The sequence below is a fragment of the Sphingomonas larreae genome (genome assembly GCF_051400595.1).
GTDB lineage: Bacteria > Pseudomonadota > Alphaproteobacteria > Sphingomonadales > Sphingomonadaceae > Sphingomonas.
This window is the reverse complement of sequence record NZ_JBLFFI010000001.1, coordinates 1,538,270-1,555,564: the sequence shown is the minus strand read 5'-3', so window position 1 is coordinate 1,555,564 and position 17,295 is coordinate 1,538,270. Positions and strand designations below refer to the sequence as shown.

At 70.7% G+C, this 17,295-nt stretch carries 11 protein-coding genes; 7 read left to right on the top strand and 4 right to left on the bottom strand.

All coding sequences use genetic code 11. The features are described 5' to 3' along the window. The first annotated feature begins 4 nt into the window (after window positions 1-4). Window positions 5-1,027, top strand: coding sequence for a GTP cyclohydrolase II (gene ribA, locus ACMGDM_RS07110; protein WP_436803638.1), 1,023 nt, complete (start codon window positions 5-7; stop codon window positions 1,025-1,027). Window positions 1,028-1,393: 366 nt separating this feature from the next. On the opposite strand, the gene ACMGDM_RS07105 is transcribed toward ribA, so the two are convergent. Beyond that, window positions 1,394-2,611: a UbiH/UbiF/VisC/COQ6 family ubiquinone biosynthesis hydroxylase gene (locus ACMGDM_RS07105; RefSeq protein WP_436803392.1), complete on the bottom strand. Its 1,218-nt coding sequence runs from the start codon at window positions 2,609-2,611 to the stop codon at window positions 1,394-1,396. A 116-nt stretch (window positions 2,612-2,727) separates the two neighbouring features. Between ACMGDM_RS07105 and ACMGDM_RS07100 the strand changes: the two genes are divergently transcribed. Beyond that, on the top strand, window positions 2,728-5,034 hold the full coding sequence (locus ACMGDM_RS07100) for a DNA translocase FtsK (RefSeq protein WP_436803391.1): 2,307 nt from the start codon (window positions 2,728-2,730) through the stop codon (window positions 5,032-5,034). A gap of 162 nt (window positions 5,035-5,196) precedes the next feature. Here the strand turns inward: ACMGDM_RS07100 and ACMGDM_RS07095 are convergent, their stop codons facing one another. After that, on the bottom strand, window positions 5,197-7,605 hold the full coding sequence (locus ACMGDM_RS07095; RefSeq protein ID WP_436803390.1) for a ligase-associated DNA damage response DEXH box helicase: 2,409 nt from the start codon (window positions 7,603-7,605) through the stop codon (window positions 5,197-5,199). A 330-nt stretch (window positions 7,606-7,935) separates the two neighbouring features. On the opposite strand from ACMGDM_RS07095, the gene ACMGDM_RS07090 reads away from it, so the two are divergent. The 5 genes from ACMGDM_RS07090 (at window position 7,936) to ACMGDM_RS07070 (ending at window position 12,680) form a co-directional block, all read left to right on the top strand. Beyond that, window positions 7,936-9,243: a GntP family permease gene (locus ACMGDM_RS07090; protein ID WP_436803389.1), complete on the top strand. Its 1,308-nt coding sequence runs from the start codon at window positions 7,936-7,938 to the stop codon at window positions 9,241-9,243. A gap of 69 nt (window positions 9,244-9,312) precedes the next feature. Beyond that, window positions 9,313-10,548: a histidine-type phosphatase gene (locus ACMGDM_RS07085; RefSeq protein ID WP_436803388.1), complete on the top strand. Its 1,236-nt coding sequence runs from the start codon at window positions 9,313-9,315 to the stop codon at window positions 10,546-10,548. 45 nt (window positions 10,549-10,593) lie between these two features. Next, window positions 10,594-11,733, top strand: coding sequence for an alpha/beta fold hydrolase (locus ACMGDM_RS07080; protein ID WP_436803387.1), 1,140 nt, complete (start codon window positions 10,594-10,596; stop codon window positions 11,731-11,733). Between the two features lie 59 nt (window positions 11,734-11,792). Beyond that, entirely contained in the window at window positions 11,793-12,443 is a 651-nt protein-coding gene (locus ACMGDM_RS07075; RefSeq protein ID WP_436803386.1) for a peptidylprolyl isomerase, read from the top strand. A 45-nt stretch (window positions 12,444-12,488) separates the two neighbouring features. Beyond that, the gene (locus tag ACMGDM_RS07070; RefSeq protein ID WP_436803385.1) at window positions 12,489-12,680 is read left to right on the top strand and encodes a hypothetical protein; all 192 of its coding nucleotides are present in this window, start codon (window positions 12,489-12,491) and stop codon (window positions 12,678-12,680) included. 134 nt (window positions 12,681-12,814) lie between these two features. Here ACMGDM_RS07070 and ACMGDM_RS07065 read toward each other — a convergent pair whose 3' ends face one another. Continuing rightward, a complete protein-coding gene (locus ACMGDM_RS07065) occupies window positions 12,815-14,338 on the bottom strand; it encodes a lipopolysaccharide biosynthesis protein (RefSeq protein WP_436803384.1) in 1,524 nt (507 codons plus the stop codon). Between the two features lie 172 nt (window positions 14,339-14,510). Then, entirely contained in the window at window positions 14,511-17,291 is a 2,781-nt protein-coding gene (polA, locus tag ACMGDM_RS07060) for a DNA polymerase I (RefSeq protein ID WP_436803383.1), read from the bottom strand. Window positions 17,292-17,295: the final 4 nt, after the last annotated feature.

Sequence of the window (17,295 nt, the reverse complement as noted above, 5' to 3'; positions counted from 1 at the left end):
TGCGATGCGGCGCGGCTGGCCGATCGCGCTCCACGCGCCGGGGGAGCCGCCGCTGGTGCTGCTCGCGGTGGAGACCGCCGACGCCGCGCGGCTGGCCGCCTTCGCGCCCGACGACGCTTATGCGGTGCTGATCTCGGCCGGCCGTGCGGAGACGCTGACGCTGACCAACCAGCGTGCCGCCGCGGCGCCGGATCAGCCGGTGCTGATCGAGCGCGCGCCGTGGTTCGACATGGCCCTCGCCACCGCGCTGGCCGACCCGCAGCTCGATCTCGCCACCCCGCTCAAGGGCCCGTTCCGTACCGCCGCGCTGGCGAGCCCGGTCGCGGGCGCCGCCGCGCTGCGGCTGGCGCGGGTGGCCGGGTTGCTACCCGCTTTCTTCACCGGTGCGGCCGAACCCGCGGTGGCGATCGACGTTGCTGCGATCGACGCGCACGAAGACGCGACCCGGCTAGCGATCGCGGTGCGCGCGCGGCTGCCGGTGGCGCAGGCGGAGGATAGTGAGATCGTCGCCTTCCGCTCGCCCGAGAGCGCCGACGAGCATGTCGCGCTGCTGATCGGTCAGCCGACCGGCGCACCGCCGCTGGTGCGGCTGCACAGCGAGTGCCTGACCGGCGACGTGCTCGGCAGCCTCAAATGCGACTGCGGCCCGCAGCTCGACGCCGCGATCCGCCGCATCCGCGACAGCGGCTGGGGCATCCTGCTCTACCTGCGGCAGGAGGGGCGCGGCATCGGGCTGGTCAACAAGCTGCGCGCCTATGCGCTGCAGGACCAGGGCTATGACACGGTCGACGCCAACACGCGGCTCGGCTTCGCGGTGGACGCGCGCGACTTCGGCGTGGCGGCGCGGATGCTGGTGCTGCTCGGCCAGGAGCGCGTGCGACTGCTGACCAACAACCCCGCCAAGGTCGCCGGGCTGGAGGCGGCGGGGGTGACCGTGGTGGAGCGCGTGCCGCACGCGCTGCCGGCGAACCCGCACAATGCGCGCTATCTCGCGACCAAGCGTGACCGGACCGGGCACCAGTTCTGAGCAAGACTGGCGAGGAGGATTGGTTCACGCGAAGACGCGAGGACGCGAAGAAGGAGGGGGTGTGTTCGCGTGAGGCGCGGAGCGGTCGCGTGCGCATCAGCGCATATTAGTCGCCGATCCACATTTGCCGAGCCGTGCTCCCGCACGCGGGAGCCCAGAGCGGCGGGCCGTGACGTCGGTGGGCCCTGGGCTCCGGCGTTCGCCGGAGCACGTCGACGGTTCAAACGACGTGGACCAGTCTCTAACGCTCTCGCTTGCAACTACTCTGGCCGTTCTGCGGGCGGACACGAACCGTCCGCGCCTCCGCGCCCCCGCGTGAACAAGCCTTCTTCACGTCTTCGCCTGAACTCACTCAGCCCGAGCCGCTCACACTGTCGCGCCCATCAGCAGCTTGGGCAGGTCGCCGCTCTCGCCGCGCGCCTCGCTCATGAAGCGGTCCTTGAGCGCCGGGATCCGGTCCACCGCGCTGATGCCGAAGCGCCGCACCGCACTCGCCGCCTTGCCGGGGATGCCGAACAGCCGCGTCAGCGTGTCGGTCGCGGCCGCCACCATGAAGGTGTCGAGCCCGCGCCACGCCTCGTAGCGGCGCAGCAGCTGTGCGTCGCCCGCGTCAAGGCCGAGCCGCCGTCCCTCGACCAGCACCTCGACCAGCGCCGCGACGTCGCGGTATCCAAGGTTCACCCCCTGCCCCGCGATCGGGTGGATGCCATGCGCGGCGTCGCCGACAAGCACGAGTCGGGTCCCGGTCACGCGCGCGGCATGATGGAAGCCGAGCGGGTAGCTCGCGCGCGGGCTGGCGTGCGACAGCGCGCCGAGGAACCCGCCCATGCTTTTTTCCGCCTCGGCGAGGAAGCCGCTGTCGCCGAGCTTGAGCATGCCCGCGGCCTGGTCCGCCGCGACCGTCCACACGATCGCCGAACGGTGCCCGACCTCGTCGTCGGGCAGCGGCAGCAGCGCGAACGGGCCGGCGGGATAGAAGATCTCGTAGGCGACGTTCTCGTGGCTGCGCTCGTGGTGGAACGCGCCAACGATCGCGGCATGGTCATACTGCCAGCGCGCCACCGCGATCCCCGCCGCTTCGCGCGTCGGCGACTGGCGCCCCTCGGCGGCGACGAGCAGGTCGGCGGTGACGATGCGGCCGTCGGTCAAGGTCGCGCGCACGCCGTCCTGGTCGCGCTCCACTTTGATCGCGCGTGTGCCCATGCGCAGGTCGACCAGCGGCGCGGCGCTGACCGCGTCGTACAAAGCGCGGCGCAACAGCCGGTTCTCGTACATCGTGCCAAGCGCGGCGTCGTCCGCGGCGGGGACGAAATCGAGCTTGCCCGGCGCCAGACCGTCGCTCACGCGGATGTGGCGGATCGGGCAGCCCTGGCCGCGCAGCGCCTCCCCCACGCCGATGGCATCGAGCATGCGATGGCTTGCGCTTGCCACCGCCGAGGCGCGCCCGTCGAACGCGGGCGCGAGCATTACCGCGGGATCGGCCGGATCGACCACGATGGCGGAGAGGCCGTGGCGGTCGAGCGCGACCGCGAGCGCGCTGCCGACCAGCCCGCCGCCGAGGATAAGCACGTCTGCATGGTCCATGGCATCTGCCCTACAGGGTCGCGCCCGGGCGGGAAAGGGCGGGTCTCTTGACGCGGACTCGCGCTGGGCGGACAATGTACGCCGGGCATTTCAGACATCGCTGAGGACGGGAACAGATGGCGAGCAGGGCCGACGCGCCGCTGTGGCGCGAGACGGTGAAGGCGGGGGCGCTGCGCAGCGGCGCGCTGATCGTCGCGGTGGCGCTGTTCGCGCTGACGCTGGCGATGGCGGTGGCGCTGGCGAGCTATCATCCGAGCGACGCGGCGTTCAACACCGCGGCGGGCGGCGTGGGCGGCAACCTGCTGGGGGCGCCCGGCGCCTGGTTCGCCGACCTGGCGCTGACCCTGTTCGGACCCGCGGTGGCGCTGCTTCTGCCGGTGGCGCCGCTGGTGGCGGTGCGGCTGTGGCGCGAGCAGCCGGCGGGCGAGTGGCCGCGGATGCTGCGCGGCACCGTGCTGGCGGTGGCGCTGATGGCGGTGGCGCTCGGCTGTGCCGCTCCCGGCGCGGTGCCCGCGCTGCCGTTCGGCTGGGGCGGTGCGGTCGGGCTCGGCGTCGTCGCGGCGACTCGCTGGGCGCTCGGGCTGGTCGGCGATGCGCCGGTACGCTGGTGGGGCGTCGTCGCGCTCGGCGTGGTGAGCGGCATCGGCGGCGCCTTCCTGTGGGGGCGCAGCCTTGAGATCGACTTCGCCCGGCTTGCCCCGCGCGGCGGGCTACGGCGCCCGCGCGGCGACGCCGACGAGCCATTCGACGACGCGGACGCTCCGTTTGAGCGCGACGACGCGCCCGCGCTGGCGCGCCGCCCGGCCCCCCGCGCGGTGGCGGAGCCCAACGACCGCCCTGCCCCGGTCATCAGCGAGCGCACGCTAGCACCCTCGGCGGCCGCGCCCAAGCCGCAGCAGCGGCTCGACTTGCGCGACAGCTACACGCTGCCGGGGCTCGACCTGCTCACCCCCGCGCCCGCGAACCAGAGCAACCCGGTCGACAAGGCCGCGCTGGAACGCAATGCTCGGCTGCTCGAGACCGTGCTCGACGACTTCAACGTCAAGGGTAACATCACCGAGGTCCGCCCCGGCCCGGTGGTGACGATGTACGAGCTCGAGCCCGCGCCGGGGATCAAGGCGACGCGGGTGATCTCGCTCGCCGACGACATCGCGCGCAACATGTCGGCGATTTCGGCGCGCGTCGCGACCATCCCAGGGCGCACCGTGATCGGCATTGAGCTGCCCAATGCCAGGCGCGAGATGGTGTCGCTCCACGAGCTGGTGGCGAGCCAAGCGTTCGAGGATCAGTCGGCGCAGCTCCCGGTCATCCTCGGCAAGAACATCGCCGGCGATCCCGTCATCGCCGATCTCGCGCCAATGCCGCACCTGCTCGTCGCGGGTACGACCGGGTCGGGCAAGTCGGTCGGGCTCAACGGCATGATCCTGTCGCTGCTGTACCGGCTGACGCCGGACCAGTGCCGCATGATCATGATCGACCCGAAAATGCTCGAACTGAGCATGTACGACGACATCCCGCACCTGCTCTCGCCCGTCGTTACCGACCCGGCCAAGGCGGTGCGCGCGCTCAAATGGGCGGTCGAGACGATGGAAGACCGCTACCGCCAGATGTCGTCGGTCGGCGTGCGCAGCCTCGCCTCGTTCAACGAGAAGGTGCGCGCGGCGCGGGCCAAGGGCGCGCCGCTCGGTCGCCGCGTGCAGACCGGCTACGGCGAGAACGGCCAGCCGGTCTACGAGGAGGAGCAGCTCGACTATGACGTGCTGCCGCAGATCGTCGTCATCGTCGACGAGCTCGCCGATCTGATGATGACCGCGGGCAAGGAGGTCGAGTTCCTGATCCAGCGGCTGGCGCAGAAGGCGCGCGCCGCGGGCATCCACCTGATCATGGCGACGCAGCGCCCCTCGGTCGACGTCATCACCGGCGTGATCAAGGCCAACCTGCCGACGCGCATCTCCTTCCACGTCACCAGCAAGATCGACTCGCGCACGATCCTCGGCGAGCAGGGCGCGGAGCAGCTGCTGGGGCGCGGCGACATGCTCTACATGCCCGGGGGCAAGGGCATCGTCCGCGTCCACGGCCCGTTCGTCAGCGACGACGAGGTACGCGCGGTGACCGATCACTGGCGCGCGCAGGGTCAGCCCGATTACATCGAGTCGGTCACCGAGGAGCCGGCCGAGAGCTTCGCGCTGGAGGGCGCGCCGACCGGCGAGGATTCGGCCGAGGACCAGCAATATCGCGCCGCGGTGGCGATCGTCTGCGGCAGCCAGAAGGCGTCGACCTCGTGGCTCCAGCGCCAGCTGCGCATCGGCTATAACTCGGCGGCGCGGCTGATCGAGCGGATGGAGAAAGAAGGCGTCGTGAGCCGGCCAGACCATGTCGGCCGGCGCGAGGTGCTGCGCGACACCGACGGGAACCAGGTGTGAGCGAGATCCTCCCCGCTCGCGGGGAGGGGGACCGCCGCGACGCGGTGGTGGAGGGGGCCGCCGCAGCCGCTGCGTTTCGTGGAGAGCCCCCTCCACCCCCGCGCTACGCGCGGCGGACCCCCTCCCCGTGCCGGGGAGGACTGACAGGGAGGCCCCACCCCCTCAATCCACCCGCATCGCCTCCGCCGCCAGCGCCTCGGCCTCGATCAGCAGCGAATCGTCGGCGCTGCCCGTCGCCACCTTCTCGCGCCCGATCAGCGTCAGCACCGGCACCGCCAGCGGCGTGACGCGCGGCAGGTCGACGTGGACCATCGTGTCGGCGGCGCGGTCGAGCAGGTCGGCCAGTCGGCCGACGTCGGTCATGCGCGCGCGCGCGTCGGCCCAGGCGGCCTGGAGCAGCACGTGGCCAGGCTCGTACTGGCGCAGCACGTCATAGATTAGGTCGGTCGAGAAAGTGACCTGCCGCCCGGTCTTGCGCTTGCCGGGGTGCTGGCGCTCGACCAGCCCGCCGATCACCGCCACCTCGCGGAAGGCGCGCTTGAGCAGGTGCGAGCGCTCGACCCATTCGACGAACTCATGCTCGAGGATGTCGGCCGAGAACAAAGCCGCGGGATCGGTCACGCGCTCCAGCCCGTAGCAGGCGATCGCATAATCGTTGGCGACGAAGCCGAGCGGCTTGAGCCCCAGCGTCTCCATCCTCCTGGTCACCAGCATGCCGAGCGACTGGTGCGCATTCCAGCCCTCGAAGCTGTAGGCGACCATGTAGTGGCGTCCCTCACGCGGAAAGGTTTCGACCAGCAATTGCTCGGGCGCGGGCAGCGTCGACCGGCGCGACTGGATCTCGAGCCAGTCGCGCACGTCGGCGGGGAAGCGGTGCCACTCGCCCGGCTCGGCGAGGAAGCGGCGCACGCGCGAGGCGAGATTGGTCGAGAGCGGCATGCGGCTGCCGCCATAGGTCGGGATCCGCGCCGGGCGGCTGGTAGCACGGACGATCAGGTCCTCGGTGTCGATCTTCTCGACCTCGAGACTCAGCCCGGCGAAGAAGAAGGTGTCGCCGTGGCTCAGCGTCGCGGCGAACCCTTCCTCCACCTTGCCGAGCGCGCGGCCGTTGCGGAAGCGCACCTTGAGCATCGTCGCCTCGACGATGATGCCGGCGTTGAGCCGGTGCTGCGCGACGAAGCGCGGGTGGCTGACGCGCCAGCTGCCGTCGGCGTCCTGCGTCAGCCGCTTGAACCGATCGTACGCCTTGAGCGAGTAGCCACCGTCGCGGATGAAGCCGAGCACGCGCTCGAACAGTTCGTCGGTCAGCGCCGAGTACGGCAGCGCCGAGCGCACCTCGGCGAGCATCGCCTGCTGGTGGAACGGCGCGGCGCAGGCGCACGCCATCAGGTGCTGCGCCAGCACGTCGAGCGCGCCCATGCGGAACACGTCGGCGTCGAGCTCGCCCGCCTCCACCGCGTCGAGCGCGGCGCGCGCCTCGAGATATTCGAAGCGGTTGCCGGGGACGACAATCGCCTCGCTCGGCACGTCGAGGCGGTGGTTGCTGCGCCCGATCCGCTGCAGCAGCCGCGACGAGCCCTTGGGCGCGCCCATCTGGATCACGCAGTCGACGTCCCCCCAGTCGACGCCGAGGTCGAGGCTGGCGGTCGCCACCAGGGCGCGCAGCCGCCCCGCCGCCATCGCGCCCTCCACCTTGCGGCGCGCCTCTTTCTCTAGGCTGCCGTGGTGGATCCCGATCGGCAGCTGCATCGCATTGGCCTTCCACAGGTCCTGGAAGATCAGCTCGGCGAGGCTCCGGGTGTTGCAGAAGACGATCGAGGTGCGGTGCGTCTCGATCTCGGCCATCACCTGCTCGGCGGCGTAGCGGCCGGAATGGCCCGCCCAGGGAACGCGGTCCTCGGGCAGGAGGATGGCGATGTCGGGGTCGGGGCCGGGCTCGCCCTCGACCAGCGCGACCTGGTCGATATCGCCGTCAGGGGCGAGCCAGGCGCGATAGCCGTCGGGGTCGGCGACGGTGGCGGAGAGCGCGACGCGACGGCACGCCGGCGCGATCGTCTGCAATCGCGCCATGCACAGCGCGAGCAGGTCGCCGCGCTTGCCGGTGGCGAAGGCATGGACCTCGTCGACCACGATCGTGCGCAGCCCGGCGAACATGGTGAAGCTGTCGGGATAGCTCAGCAGCAGCGACAGCGACTCGGGCGTGGTCAGCAGGATCTGCGGCGGGCGCACGCGCTGCCGCGCCTTGCGGTCGGACGGCGTGTCGCCGGTGCGGGTCTCGACGCGGATGTCCGCGCCCATTTCGTCGATCGGAGAGACCAAGTTGCGCTGGATGTCGACCGCCAGCGCCTTGAGCGGCGAGACGTAGAGCGTGTGCAGGCCCTCGGTCGGCGTCTCGATCAGCTCGGCGAGCGTCGGCAGGAAGCCGGCCAGCGTCTTGCCCGCGCCGGTCGCGGCGATCAGCAGCGCGTGGCGGCCCGCGCGCGCCTCCTCGAGCATGTCGAGCTGATGCCGGCGCGGCCGCCATCCGCGGCGCGCGAACCAGTCGGAGAGGAGCGGGGGAAGCGCGGCCAAGATGAGTGAGATGTAGCAACGCGACGGGGTGGGGCAAGGTGAGCGACGATGGGCGGGTCAGCGGCGGTGGCGATCGGCCGCATGCCGGGCAAGCCGCGGTTGCAGCGAGCAGCTTGGACCGCCATGGTGCTCCCCTAGAAAATAGCGCCGCAAAAGTCTCCGGAACGCTCCGCACCTTACCGTCATCCCGGACTTGTTCCGGGATCCAGTCCTCCGCAAAGCGCTGCGTGCGGCGGCGCGGCTCGGTGGATCGCAGACCAAGTCCGGGACGACGGCAGGGTTTCGTGAAGAAGGCCGAAGGGGAGAGGTTTTTATGGTCACTGCGCCGGTATGACGCTGCTCGCGATCGCCGCCGTTATCGTTCTGCTGGTGGTGCTGGTGGCGCTCGCCAAGGCGCCGCCGCTGGTCGCCTTCGTGATCGCCGCACTGCTCGCCGGCGTGCTGCTCGGCGTGCCGCTCGAGACGATCCCCAAGGCGATCGAGAAGGGTATCGGCGACACGATCGGCCCGCTCGTCGTGATCGTCGTGCTCGGCGCGATGGCCGGCAAGCTGATCGCGGACAGCGGCGCCGCCCGGCAGATCGCAGACGCGCTGATCGCGCTGTTCGGACCGCGACGACTGCCGCTGGCGATGGCGGCGACCGGGTTTCTCGTCGGCATCCCGCTGTTCTACAATGTCGGTTTCGTGCTGATGGTGCCGCTGATCTTCTCGATCACCGCGCGGGCCAAGCTGCCGCCGGTGCATGTCGGCATGCCGCTGCTCGCCGGCCTGTCGATCGCGCACGGCTTCCTGCCGCCGCACCCCTCACCCACCGCCTTGGTGACGCAACTCCATGCCGATCTCGGCCAGACGCTGATCTTCGGCCTGATCGTCGGCGTGCCCACGCTGCTGATCGCGGGACCGTTGTTCGCGCTGACGCTCAAGCGCATCGAGTCTCCACCATCGGCGCTGTTTGTGGTCGACGACACGGCGGCGTCGACACCGCCGGGCATAGCCGTAAGCTTCCTGTGTGCGCTGCTGCCGGTCGGGCTGATCGCGGGCACCACCGCGCTCGGCTATGCCGGGCTCTCGCCCGGCGTCGGCGCGGTGGTCCGCTTCGTCGGCAACCCGACGGTGGTGCTGCTCGTCGCCATTGCCATCGCGATGGTGGCGCTGCGCGCTGGCGGGGTCGCGCTGCCGCGGATGATGGCGAGCTTCGCCACCGCGACGCGCGATATCGCGCCGATCCTGCTGATCATCGCGGGCGCGGGCGCGCTCAAGCAGGTACTGGTGGAGAGCGGCGCGGACCGCGTGCTCGCCGCCGAGCTGGCGACGCTGCCGGTGCCGCCGCTGGTGCTCGGCTGGCTGCTCGCGAGCGTGATCCGCGTCGCGCTCGGCTCGGCCACGGTGGCGGGGCTCACCGCAGGCGGCCTGATCGCGCCGCTGCTTGCCACCAGCGGGGCGAACCCGAACCTGATGGTGCTCGCGATCGGCGCAGGCAGCTTGATGTGCAGCCACGTGAATGACTCGGGCTTCTGGATGTTCAAGGAATATTTCGGACTCAGCCTGCGCAACACGTTCCGCTCCTGGTCACTGATGGAGACGCTGGTGGGCACGTTCGGACTGATCTTCGTGTTGCTGCTCGACCTCATGGTCTAGCCCTGCGGCGCGCTGACATCCCCGCCGTGCCGCTATAATGAAGAGCGCGAGCGACGGCGGAGGCGGGACATGACGGCTGGATGGAAGCGCCCGTGGGGTCGGCTGGCGGTAGCCGCGGCGCTGTCCGCGTCGCTGTCCACCACGCTGTCCGCCACGCCGCGCGCGGCGGTGCACCCGCACCCGCCGCAGGTCGAGCGCGTGATCGCACTGGTGCGCCACGGCGTGCGCGCGCCGATCCCGGGCGAGGTCCCCGACGGCACGCGCACGGCGGCGCCCTGGCCGCGCTGGCCCGTTGCGCCCGAGCAGCTCACCCCTCACGGCGCGCAGGCGCTGCGGATCGAGGGCAGGCTGGCGCGGCGCTGGCTCGACTCGGTGGGGCTGCTCGCGCACGCGCGTTGCCCGCGTGGTGACCAGCTCGCGATCTGGACCAACACCTCCGCGCGCACGATCGCGAGCGGCGCGGCGCTCGCCGAAGGGATCGCGCCGGGTTGCGCGGTGACGGTCGGGCATCGCGCCGCGGGCGAGATCGACCCGCTGTTCGAGCCGCTGCGCGCCGGCGCCGCGCCGTTCGATGCGCGCGTCGCGATCGCCTCGATCGACGCCTATACCGGTGGCGTGGAACAGCTCGCGGCGCGTCACCGCGACCTCGTCGCCGCGCTCGACCGCGTCCTCGGCTGCGGCGAGGCGGGCGGGTGCAGCCCGCTGCCCCCCTCCGCGCTGCGGCCCAGCGCCGATGGACGCGCGATCGACCTGATCGGACCGATCCGCAACGTCTCGGGCACCGCGCAGGTGCTGCTGCTGCAATATGCCGAGGGGTTGCCGATGGACCGCGCCTGGTCGCGGATCGACGCGGCGACGCTGCGCCGGCTGGGCGCGCTGCACGCCGCGCTGTTCGACGTCTTCTCGCGACCGCCCTATATGGCAGCGCGCCAGGCGGGCCCGCTGGCGCAGCGCATCGCGCAGCGCTTCACGGCGCGCGATGCACCCGCGGTCGAGCTGCTCGTCGGGCATGACACCAACGTCACCGCGCTCGGCGCGGTACTCGGCGTCGCGCTCGAAGCGCCGGGCTATGCCACGGGCGACGTCGCGCCCGGCGGAGCGCTGGTGCTTGAACTCCTGCGCGCCCGCGGCGGGGCGCGCTTCGTCCGCGCCACCTATCGCACCCAGTCGCCCACGCAGCTGCGGCGGCTGGCGCGGAGCGGTTCGGTGACGCCGCTGGCGATTCCCGGCTGCCACGACGGACCCGGGCGCAGCTGCCCGCTCGCTGGCTTCCTGCATTTGCTGCGGATGCGCACCGCGACCTGACCAGCGCGCTTGCGCCACGCCCGCGGCTGTTCGACAAAGTGGCGGATGATCCGCCCCCTCCTGGCCCTGCTCGGGTTCGCCCTCGCCGCCTTCGCCGCCATGCCGACCAACGCGCAGGGCGCAGGCGAACGCACACCCGTCACCGCGGCCGCGCCGCAGGTGGCGCCGCAGCGGACCTGGCCGACGCGCGAGGCCGAGGCGCTGCTGCAGGATGTGCGTTTCGCGAGCGGCGCACGGCTGCGCGAGGTGCGGCTGCATTACACCACGCTGGGAACGCCGCACCGCGACGCCGCCGGCGCGATCGACAATGCGGTGATGGTGCTCCACGGTACCGGCGGCACCGGCAAGCAGTTCCTCCAGCCGCAGTTTGCCGACGAACTGTACGGCCCCGGCCAGCCGCTCGACATCACGCGCTATTACATCATCCTGTTGGACAATATTGGGCATGGCGGCTCCGCCAAGCCGTCCGACGGGCAAGGTCCGGACTTCCCGCACTACGACTATGACGACATGGTGCAGCTCCAGCACCGGTTGGTGACCGAGACGCTAGGGATCAAGCGGTTGCGGCTGCTCATGGGCACGTCGATGGGGTGCATGCATGCGCTGTTGTGGGGCGAGCGCTGGCCCGACGCGGCGCGCGCGTTGATGCCGCTCGGCTGCGAGGCGGTCGCGATCGCCGGGCTCAACCGGATGTGGCGCCAGCTCGCGATCGACTCGATCACCGCCGACCCAGCCTATGCCGGCGGTCGCTACACCGCACAGCCGCTCGCCGGACTGCGCGGCGCGGCGTCGCTGCTGTTCGTCGCGGGCGGCGCGCCGATCTACCTGCAGGACGCCTATCCGGGGCGCGATCAGGCCGCGGCCTATGCGCGCCAGCGTGTCGCCGCGTCGCTCGCGAGCCTCGACGCCAACGACCTGATCTGGGCGGTCGACTCGTCACGGAGCTATGATCCCTGGCCGCGGCTCGAGGCGATCATCGCGCCCGTCGCCTGGATCAACTCGGCGGACGATTTCATCAACCCGCGCGCACTCGACTATCCCGCGCGTGCGGTGAAGCGGATGCGCGCCGCGCGCTTCCGGCTGATCCCCGAGAGCGTCGCGACGCGCGGGCACGGCAGCCACACCTGGGCGCGACTGTGGAAGGACGATCTCGTCGCGCTGCTGGCGCGCTCGGCCCCGCGCTGAGCCGCTGCGCCCGGCCGCACCGCTTGCGCGCGCCGGCGCGGCCACTTAGCGCGCTGGTCATGCGTGCCTTTCTCCCGCTCGTCGCGCTCGCCGCGCTGCTCTCCCCGCCCGCCGTCGCGCAGCGCGCCGACCGCGCCACGCCGGGCTGGGTCCGCGTTCGGCTCGAGACTGCCGACGGTCCGATCGTGCTGGCGCTCAGCGCGCGTCACGCGCCGGTCACCACCGCCAACTTCATGCGCTACGTCGATGACGGCCGGTTCGACGGCATCAGCTTCTATCGCACTGCGCGCAACAAGCGTGATCCGCGCTACGGCTTCATCCAGTCCGGCATTCGCACCGACGCGCGGCGCTTCCTCGATACGATCCCGCACGAATCGACCAAGCAGACCGGGATCAAGCACCTCGACATGACGATCTCGATGGCGCGGCTGGGTCCGCCCGGCGCCGCCAACGGCAATTGGTTCATCACCGTCGGTGCGATACCGTCGATGGACTGGAGCCCGACCAATCCGGGCTATGCCGCCTTCGGCCGCGTCGTCGCGGGGCAGGCGACGGTGAAGCGCATCCTCGCCGAGCCCACCGGGGGCGGGATGAAAGGCACGCTGATGCTCGTCCCGGTGCGGGTGAACAAGGCAGTACGGCTCGACGGCACGCCGCGGCCGACCGGGCGCCCGCGCCCGTGGCTGATCGAACGGCGTCGCGACGGCTGAACTCGTGCGGCTCCCCGCTCGTTAGGACGAGCGAAGGAGAGTGAGATGAGCGAACAGCCCAACAAACCCGGCGGCGACTTCCGCCAGGATGGCAAGATCCGCGACGCGGGGGACGAGCAGGCGGTCAAGAACCAGGGCGGCACCACGCCCGAGGCCTATCCCAAGAAGGACGGCGGTCGCGCTACCGGCGAAGACAGCGCGATCGGCGCCGGGCGGGGAGAGAGCGACGGTCAGTGACGGCCGGCTAGCCCTCCGCTAACGTCGTGCCGGGCCTGATCCGGGTTCCATGCGCCCGCGCCACGCCCTTGGCGGCAGCGGCGTCATGATGCCGGATCAAGCCCGGCCTGACGGAAGAGCGCTCGCACTCCAAGCTAGCGGATGAAGCTGCCCTCGTTGGGCAGCGTCGCCTCGTCCGCACTCGGCATCTTGCTGAACAATGCGCGATCCTCCGGCCCGAAGGCATAGCGCCAGATCACGAAGAGATAGGCCGCCATCGTCGCCACTACGCCGACCGACACCTGCATCCAGCGCCAGCCCGGCGGCAGGAGCGTGAACGCACCGCCCACCGCGCCGCCCGCGAGCGCCGCCCACAACAGTGGCCAGCGCATCGGCGACACCGGCGCGCCGACCAGCCGCCCGAGCAGGCGCGCCTTCACGAACGAGGTGAGCAGCAGCACCAGCAGCAGTGCCACCGGCGCGCCCGCCGCCTGTTCGGTGATGCCATAGCCGGCGTCACGGATCAGCAGGATGAAGGCGAAGGACAACGCGATCTGGAGAACCAGCATCGTCGCCGAGATCAGCAAATTGCGGTGTCGCGCCAGATACACCAGCGCCGATTCCGCGACCGCGCCGGTGGAGGCGCACACCTCGGCGAACAGCAGAAACACCATCGCCGCGGCGCCGCTGGTGAACTGCGGCCCGATCGTCGCCATCACCGCCTTGCGCGGGATCGAGGCGGTGAGCGCCAGCGCGAGCTGCGCGGCGATGATCCAGAACGCCACTTGGCGTACCTGGCGCGCGATCGCGCCGAGATCACCGCGGGCGATGCTCCGCGTCACCACCGGGCCGAGGATCGGGTCGAAGCTGGTCTTGAGCCGCTGCGGCAGCGAGGCAACCTGCTGCGCCATGTAATAAATGCCGACGACGTTGGGCGCGAACAGCGTGCCCAGGATGAGCCGGTCGACGTTGCGACTGCCCCATTCGAGCGCGTCGGCACCCGCCAGCGGCGTGTTGGCGCGCGCCATCTGCCACAGCACGCTGAGGTGCGGCGACCAGCCGCTCGGCACGCCATAGCTGCGCAGCAGCGGCACGATGCTGGCGGTCAGCGCCGCCACCATCGACGCGACATAGGCGAGCACCAGCCCGTCCTTGAGCGTGAAGAAGGAGAACAGGAAGGCGAAGATCGACAGCGTCCACGGCTCGACGATTGCGCGCGCGGTCACGCTCGCCTTGACGTCGTGGCGATAGGCCAAAGCGGCGAGGCTGACGTCGCTCAGCGCGGGGGCGAGGATGATCAGCGGGAAGAAGCGGTCGAGGCCGCCGATCGCCGAATTGGGGTACATCGCCTGGGGGAAGGTGAACAGCACCGCGCTGGCGATCAGGCTCGCGACCAGCGCAAGCGCAAGCGCGTCGAACACGACATGGTTGTGCGGCCGCTCCGCCGAGGACAGCGCCTGCGCCAGCCCGCGCTTGAGCCCGAGCGTCGCCACCAGCGCGGCGAGCTCGACGACGACGACCGCGATGGCGAACCGCCCCACCAGCGCCGCGCCATAGAGATGGCCCGCGATGAACAGGAAGGGGATGCGCGCGCCGAGCTTGAGGATGAAGCCCGCGACGTTGGTGCGCCCGCCCTTGGCGAGCGCGGCGATGTCGTCGCGCTGGTCGGTGGCGGTCATACCGCGTGGCGCCAGGTGTGCGGGGCCGACAGGAGGTGGCAACCTTGGGCGCTATCGTGCTCCCGCGTACGCGGGAGCCCAGGGCCACGAACGCCGTCGTGTGCGGCTCTGGGTTCCTGCGTCCGCAGGAACACGGACAAGGACGCGACGCTGGCCACCGGTCGTCCGACGCTCAATGCGCCGCCCCCCAGCTCGGGCCGACGCCGATCTCCACGCCGAGCGGCACGTCGAGCGTCACCGCCGGTTCGGCCGCGGACGCCATCACGTGCTCGATCACCGGGCGCGCCGCCGCGACGTCGCCCTCGGGCAGTTCGAACACCAGCTCGTCGTGCACCTGAAGCAGCATGCGGACGTGGCCGAGCCCGGCCTCGGCCAGCGCCGGTTCCATCCGCGCCATCGCCCGTTTGATGATGTCGGCGCTGGTGCCCTGGATCGGCGCGTTGATCGCGGCACGCTCGGCGCCCTGGCGCTCGTGCTGCACCTTGCTGCGGATGCGCGGGAAATGCGTCTTCCGCCCGAACAAGGTCGTGGTGTAGCCTCGCTCGCGCACCTGCGTCAGCGTCTCGGCGATGTAGCGATTGATGCCGGGGAAGCGCTCGAAATAGCGGTCGATCATCGCCTGCGCCTCGTCGGCGGAGATGTCGAGCCGGCCCGCCAGACCCCAGCGCGAGATGCCATAGAGAATCGCGAAATTGATCGTCTTGGCGGAGGCGCGCGTGTCGCGCGTCACCTCGCCGAACAGCTCCTGCGCGGTGAGGCTGTGGATGTCGTCGCCGCGCGCGAACGCTTCCTTGAGCTGCGGCACATCGGCCATGTGCGCGGCGAGGCGCAGCTCGATCTGCGAGTAATCGGCGGCGAGGATGACGTTGCCCGCGTCGGCGACGAAGGCGTCGCGGATCTGGCGCCCGGTCTCGGTGCGGATCGGGATGTTCTGGAGATTGGGATCGGTCGACGACAGCCGACCGGTCTGCGCGCCCGTCAGCGAGTAGCTGGTGTGGACGCGGCCGGTGGCGGGGTGAATCTGCTCCTGCAGCGAGTCGGTATAGGTGTTCTTGAGCTTGGTGAGCTGGCGCCAGTCGAGCACGCGCGCGGCGATCTCGGCACCCGGCGAGTCCTTGTCGGCGGCCAGCCGCTCCAGCTCGTTGACGTCGGTGGAATAGACCCCGCTCTTGCCCTTGCGCCCGCCCTTGAGCCCCATCCGCTCGAACAGCACGTCGCCGAGCTGCTTGGGGCTGCCGATCGTGAAGGGACCGCCGGCGAGCCTATGGACCTGCGTCTCCAGCGCGGCGATCTGCTGCGAGAACTCGTCGGACAGTTGCGCCAGCCGCTCGCGATCGACCTTGATGCCGTGGCGCTCCATCCGCGCGATCACCGCCACTAAGGGACGGTCGACCATCTCGTAGACGCGCGTCGAGCCCTCGATCGGCAGCCGCGGCTTGAATCGCCGCCACAGCCGCAGCGTGACGTCGGCGTCCTCGGCGGCGTAGCGCGTCGCCGCCTTGAGATCGACCTCGTGGAAGCCGAGCGCCTTCTTGCCCGAGCCGACCACGTCCTTGTAGGCAATGCAGCTGTGCGAGAGATGCGTCGCGGCGAGCTCATCCATGCCATGGCCGTGGCGCCCGGCGTCGAGATCGAAGCTCATCACGATCGTGTCGTCATAAGGCGCGAGCGTGACACCGCCCTGCGCCGCATAGGCGCGCTCGAGCACGATCAGGTCGTATTTCAGATTGTGCCCGATCTTGAGCACGCTCTCATCCTCGAGCAGCGGCTTGAGCTTGGCCAGCGCCGCGTCGCGGTCGAGCTGCACCGGCCGTTCTGCGAACATGTCGCTGCCGCCATGGCCGAGCGGGACATAGCAAGCGAGATTGGGTGCGAGCGCGAGGCTGACCCCGACCAGCTCGGCCAGCATCGGGTCCTTCGCAGTGGTCTCGGTGTCGATCGCGACCCAGCCCTGGTGACGTGACACATGAATCCAGCGATCCAGCGCGGCCTCGTCGACCACGGTCTCGTAACCGTCGTGGTCGCAGGCGGGCTCGTCGTCCTCGGCGGGGGCGCCGACGGTCTCGGGCTGGGTCGCCTCGGCGACCTCGCCCAGCCGGGTGAGCAGCGAGCGGAAGCCGTGATGCTCGAGAAAGGCGCGCAGCGGCGCCTGCGGAATGCCCTCGGCGGGCAGCGCGAGCGAGTCGAGCGTGTCGGGCAGCGGCACGTCGCACGCCAGCTCGACCAGTTTGCGGCTCATCCGCGCCGCCTCGGCATGCTCGATGAGGTTGTCGCGCAGCTTGCCCTTCTTCATCTCGGGCGCGGCGGCGAGCACCGCCTCGACGTCACCATGCTCGACGATCAGCTTGGCCGCGGTCTTGGGACCGACCCCGGGAACGCCGGGAACATTGTCGACGCTGTCGCCCATCAGCGCGAGCACGTCGCCCAGCTTGTCGGGACCGACGCCGAACTTCTCCACCACCGCCTCGGGGCCGAGCCGGCGGTTGTTCATCGTGTCGAGCATGTCGACCGAAGGATCGGTCATCAGCTGCATCAAATCCTTGTCGGAACTGACGATGGTCACCTGCCAGCCCTGTGCCAGCGCGGCCTTGGTGTAGCTGGCGATCAGATCGTCCGCCTCCCAGCCCTGTTCCTCGATGCACGGCAGCGAGAAGGCGCGGGTGGCGTCGCGGATCATCGGGAATTGCGGGACCAGGTCCTCGGGCGGCGCCGGGCGATGCGCCTTATACTGGTCGTACAGCTCGTTGCGGAAGGTGGACGAGCTTTTGTCGAGGATCACCGCCATGTGCGTCGGCCCGTCGGCCTTGTGCAGCTCGTCGGCGAGCTTCCACAGCATCGTGGTATAGCCATAGACCGCGCCGACGGGCTCGCCGTGCTTGTTGGTCAGCGGTGGCAGCCGGTGATAGGCACGGAAGATGTAGCCCGATCCGTCGACGAGATAGAGGTGCGGCATCGCG

Bases quoted from the DNA above. Each gene is read 5' to 3' on its own strand.
- ACMGDM_RS07105 (WP_436803392.1), bottom strand. From the start codon at position 2,611: ATGGACCATGCAGACGTGCTTATCCTCGGCGGCGGGCTGGTCGGCAGC.
- ribA (WP_436803638.1), top strand. From the start codon at position 5: ATGCGGCGCGGCTGGCCGATCGCGCTCCACGCGCCGGGGGAGCCGCCG.
- ACMGDM_RS07100 (WP_436803391.1), top strand. From the start codon at position 2,728: ATGGCGAGCAGGGCCGACGCGCCGCTGTGGCGCGAGACGGTGAAGGCG.
- ACMGDM_RS07085 (WP_436803388.1), top strand. From the start codon at position 9,313: ATGACGGCTGGATGGAAGCGCCCGTGGGGTCGGCTGGCGGTAGCCGCG.
- ACMGDM_RS07090 (WP_436803389.1), top strand. From the start codon at position 7,936: ATGACGCTGCTCGCGATCGCCGCCGTTATCGTTCTGCTGGTGGTGCTG.
- ACMGDM_RS07065 (WP_436803384.1), bottom strand. From the start codon at position 14,338: ATGACCGCCACCGACCAGCGCGACGACATCGCCGCGCTCGCCAAGGGC.
- ACMGDM_RS07075 (WP_436803386.1), top strand. From the start codon at position 11,793: ATGCGTGCCTTTCTCCCGCTCGTCGCGCTCGCCGCGCTGCTCTCCCCG.
- polA (WP_436803383.1), bottom strand. From the start codon at position 17,291: ATGCCGCACCTCTATCTCGTCGACGGATCGGGCTACATCTTCCGTGCC.
- ACMGDM_RS07080 (WP_436803387.1), top strand. From the start codon at position 10,594: ATGATCCGCCCCCTCCTGGCCCTGCTCGGGTTCGCCCTCGCCGCCTTC.
- ACMGDM_RS07070 (WP_436803385.1), top strand. From the start codon at position 12,489: ATGAGCGAACAGCCCAACAAACCCGGCGGCGACTTCCGCCAGGATGGC.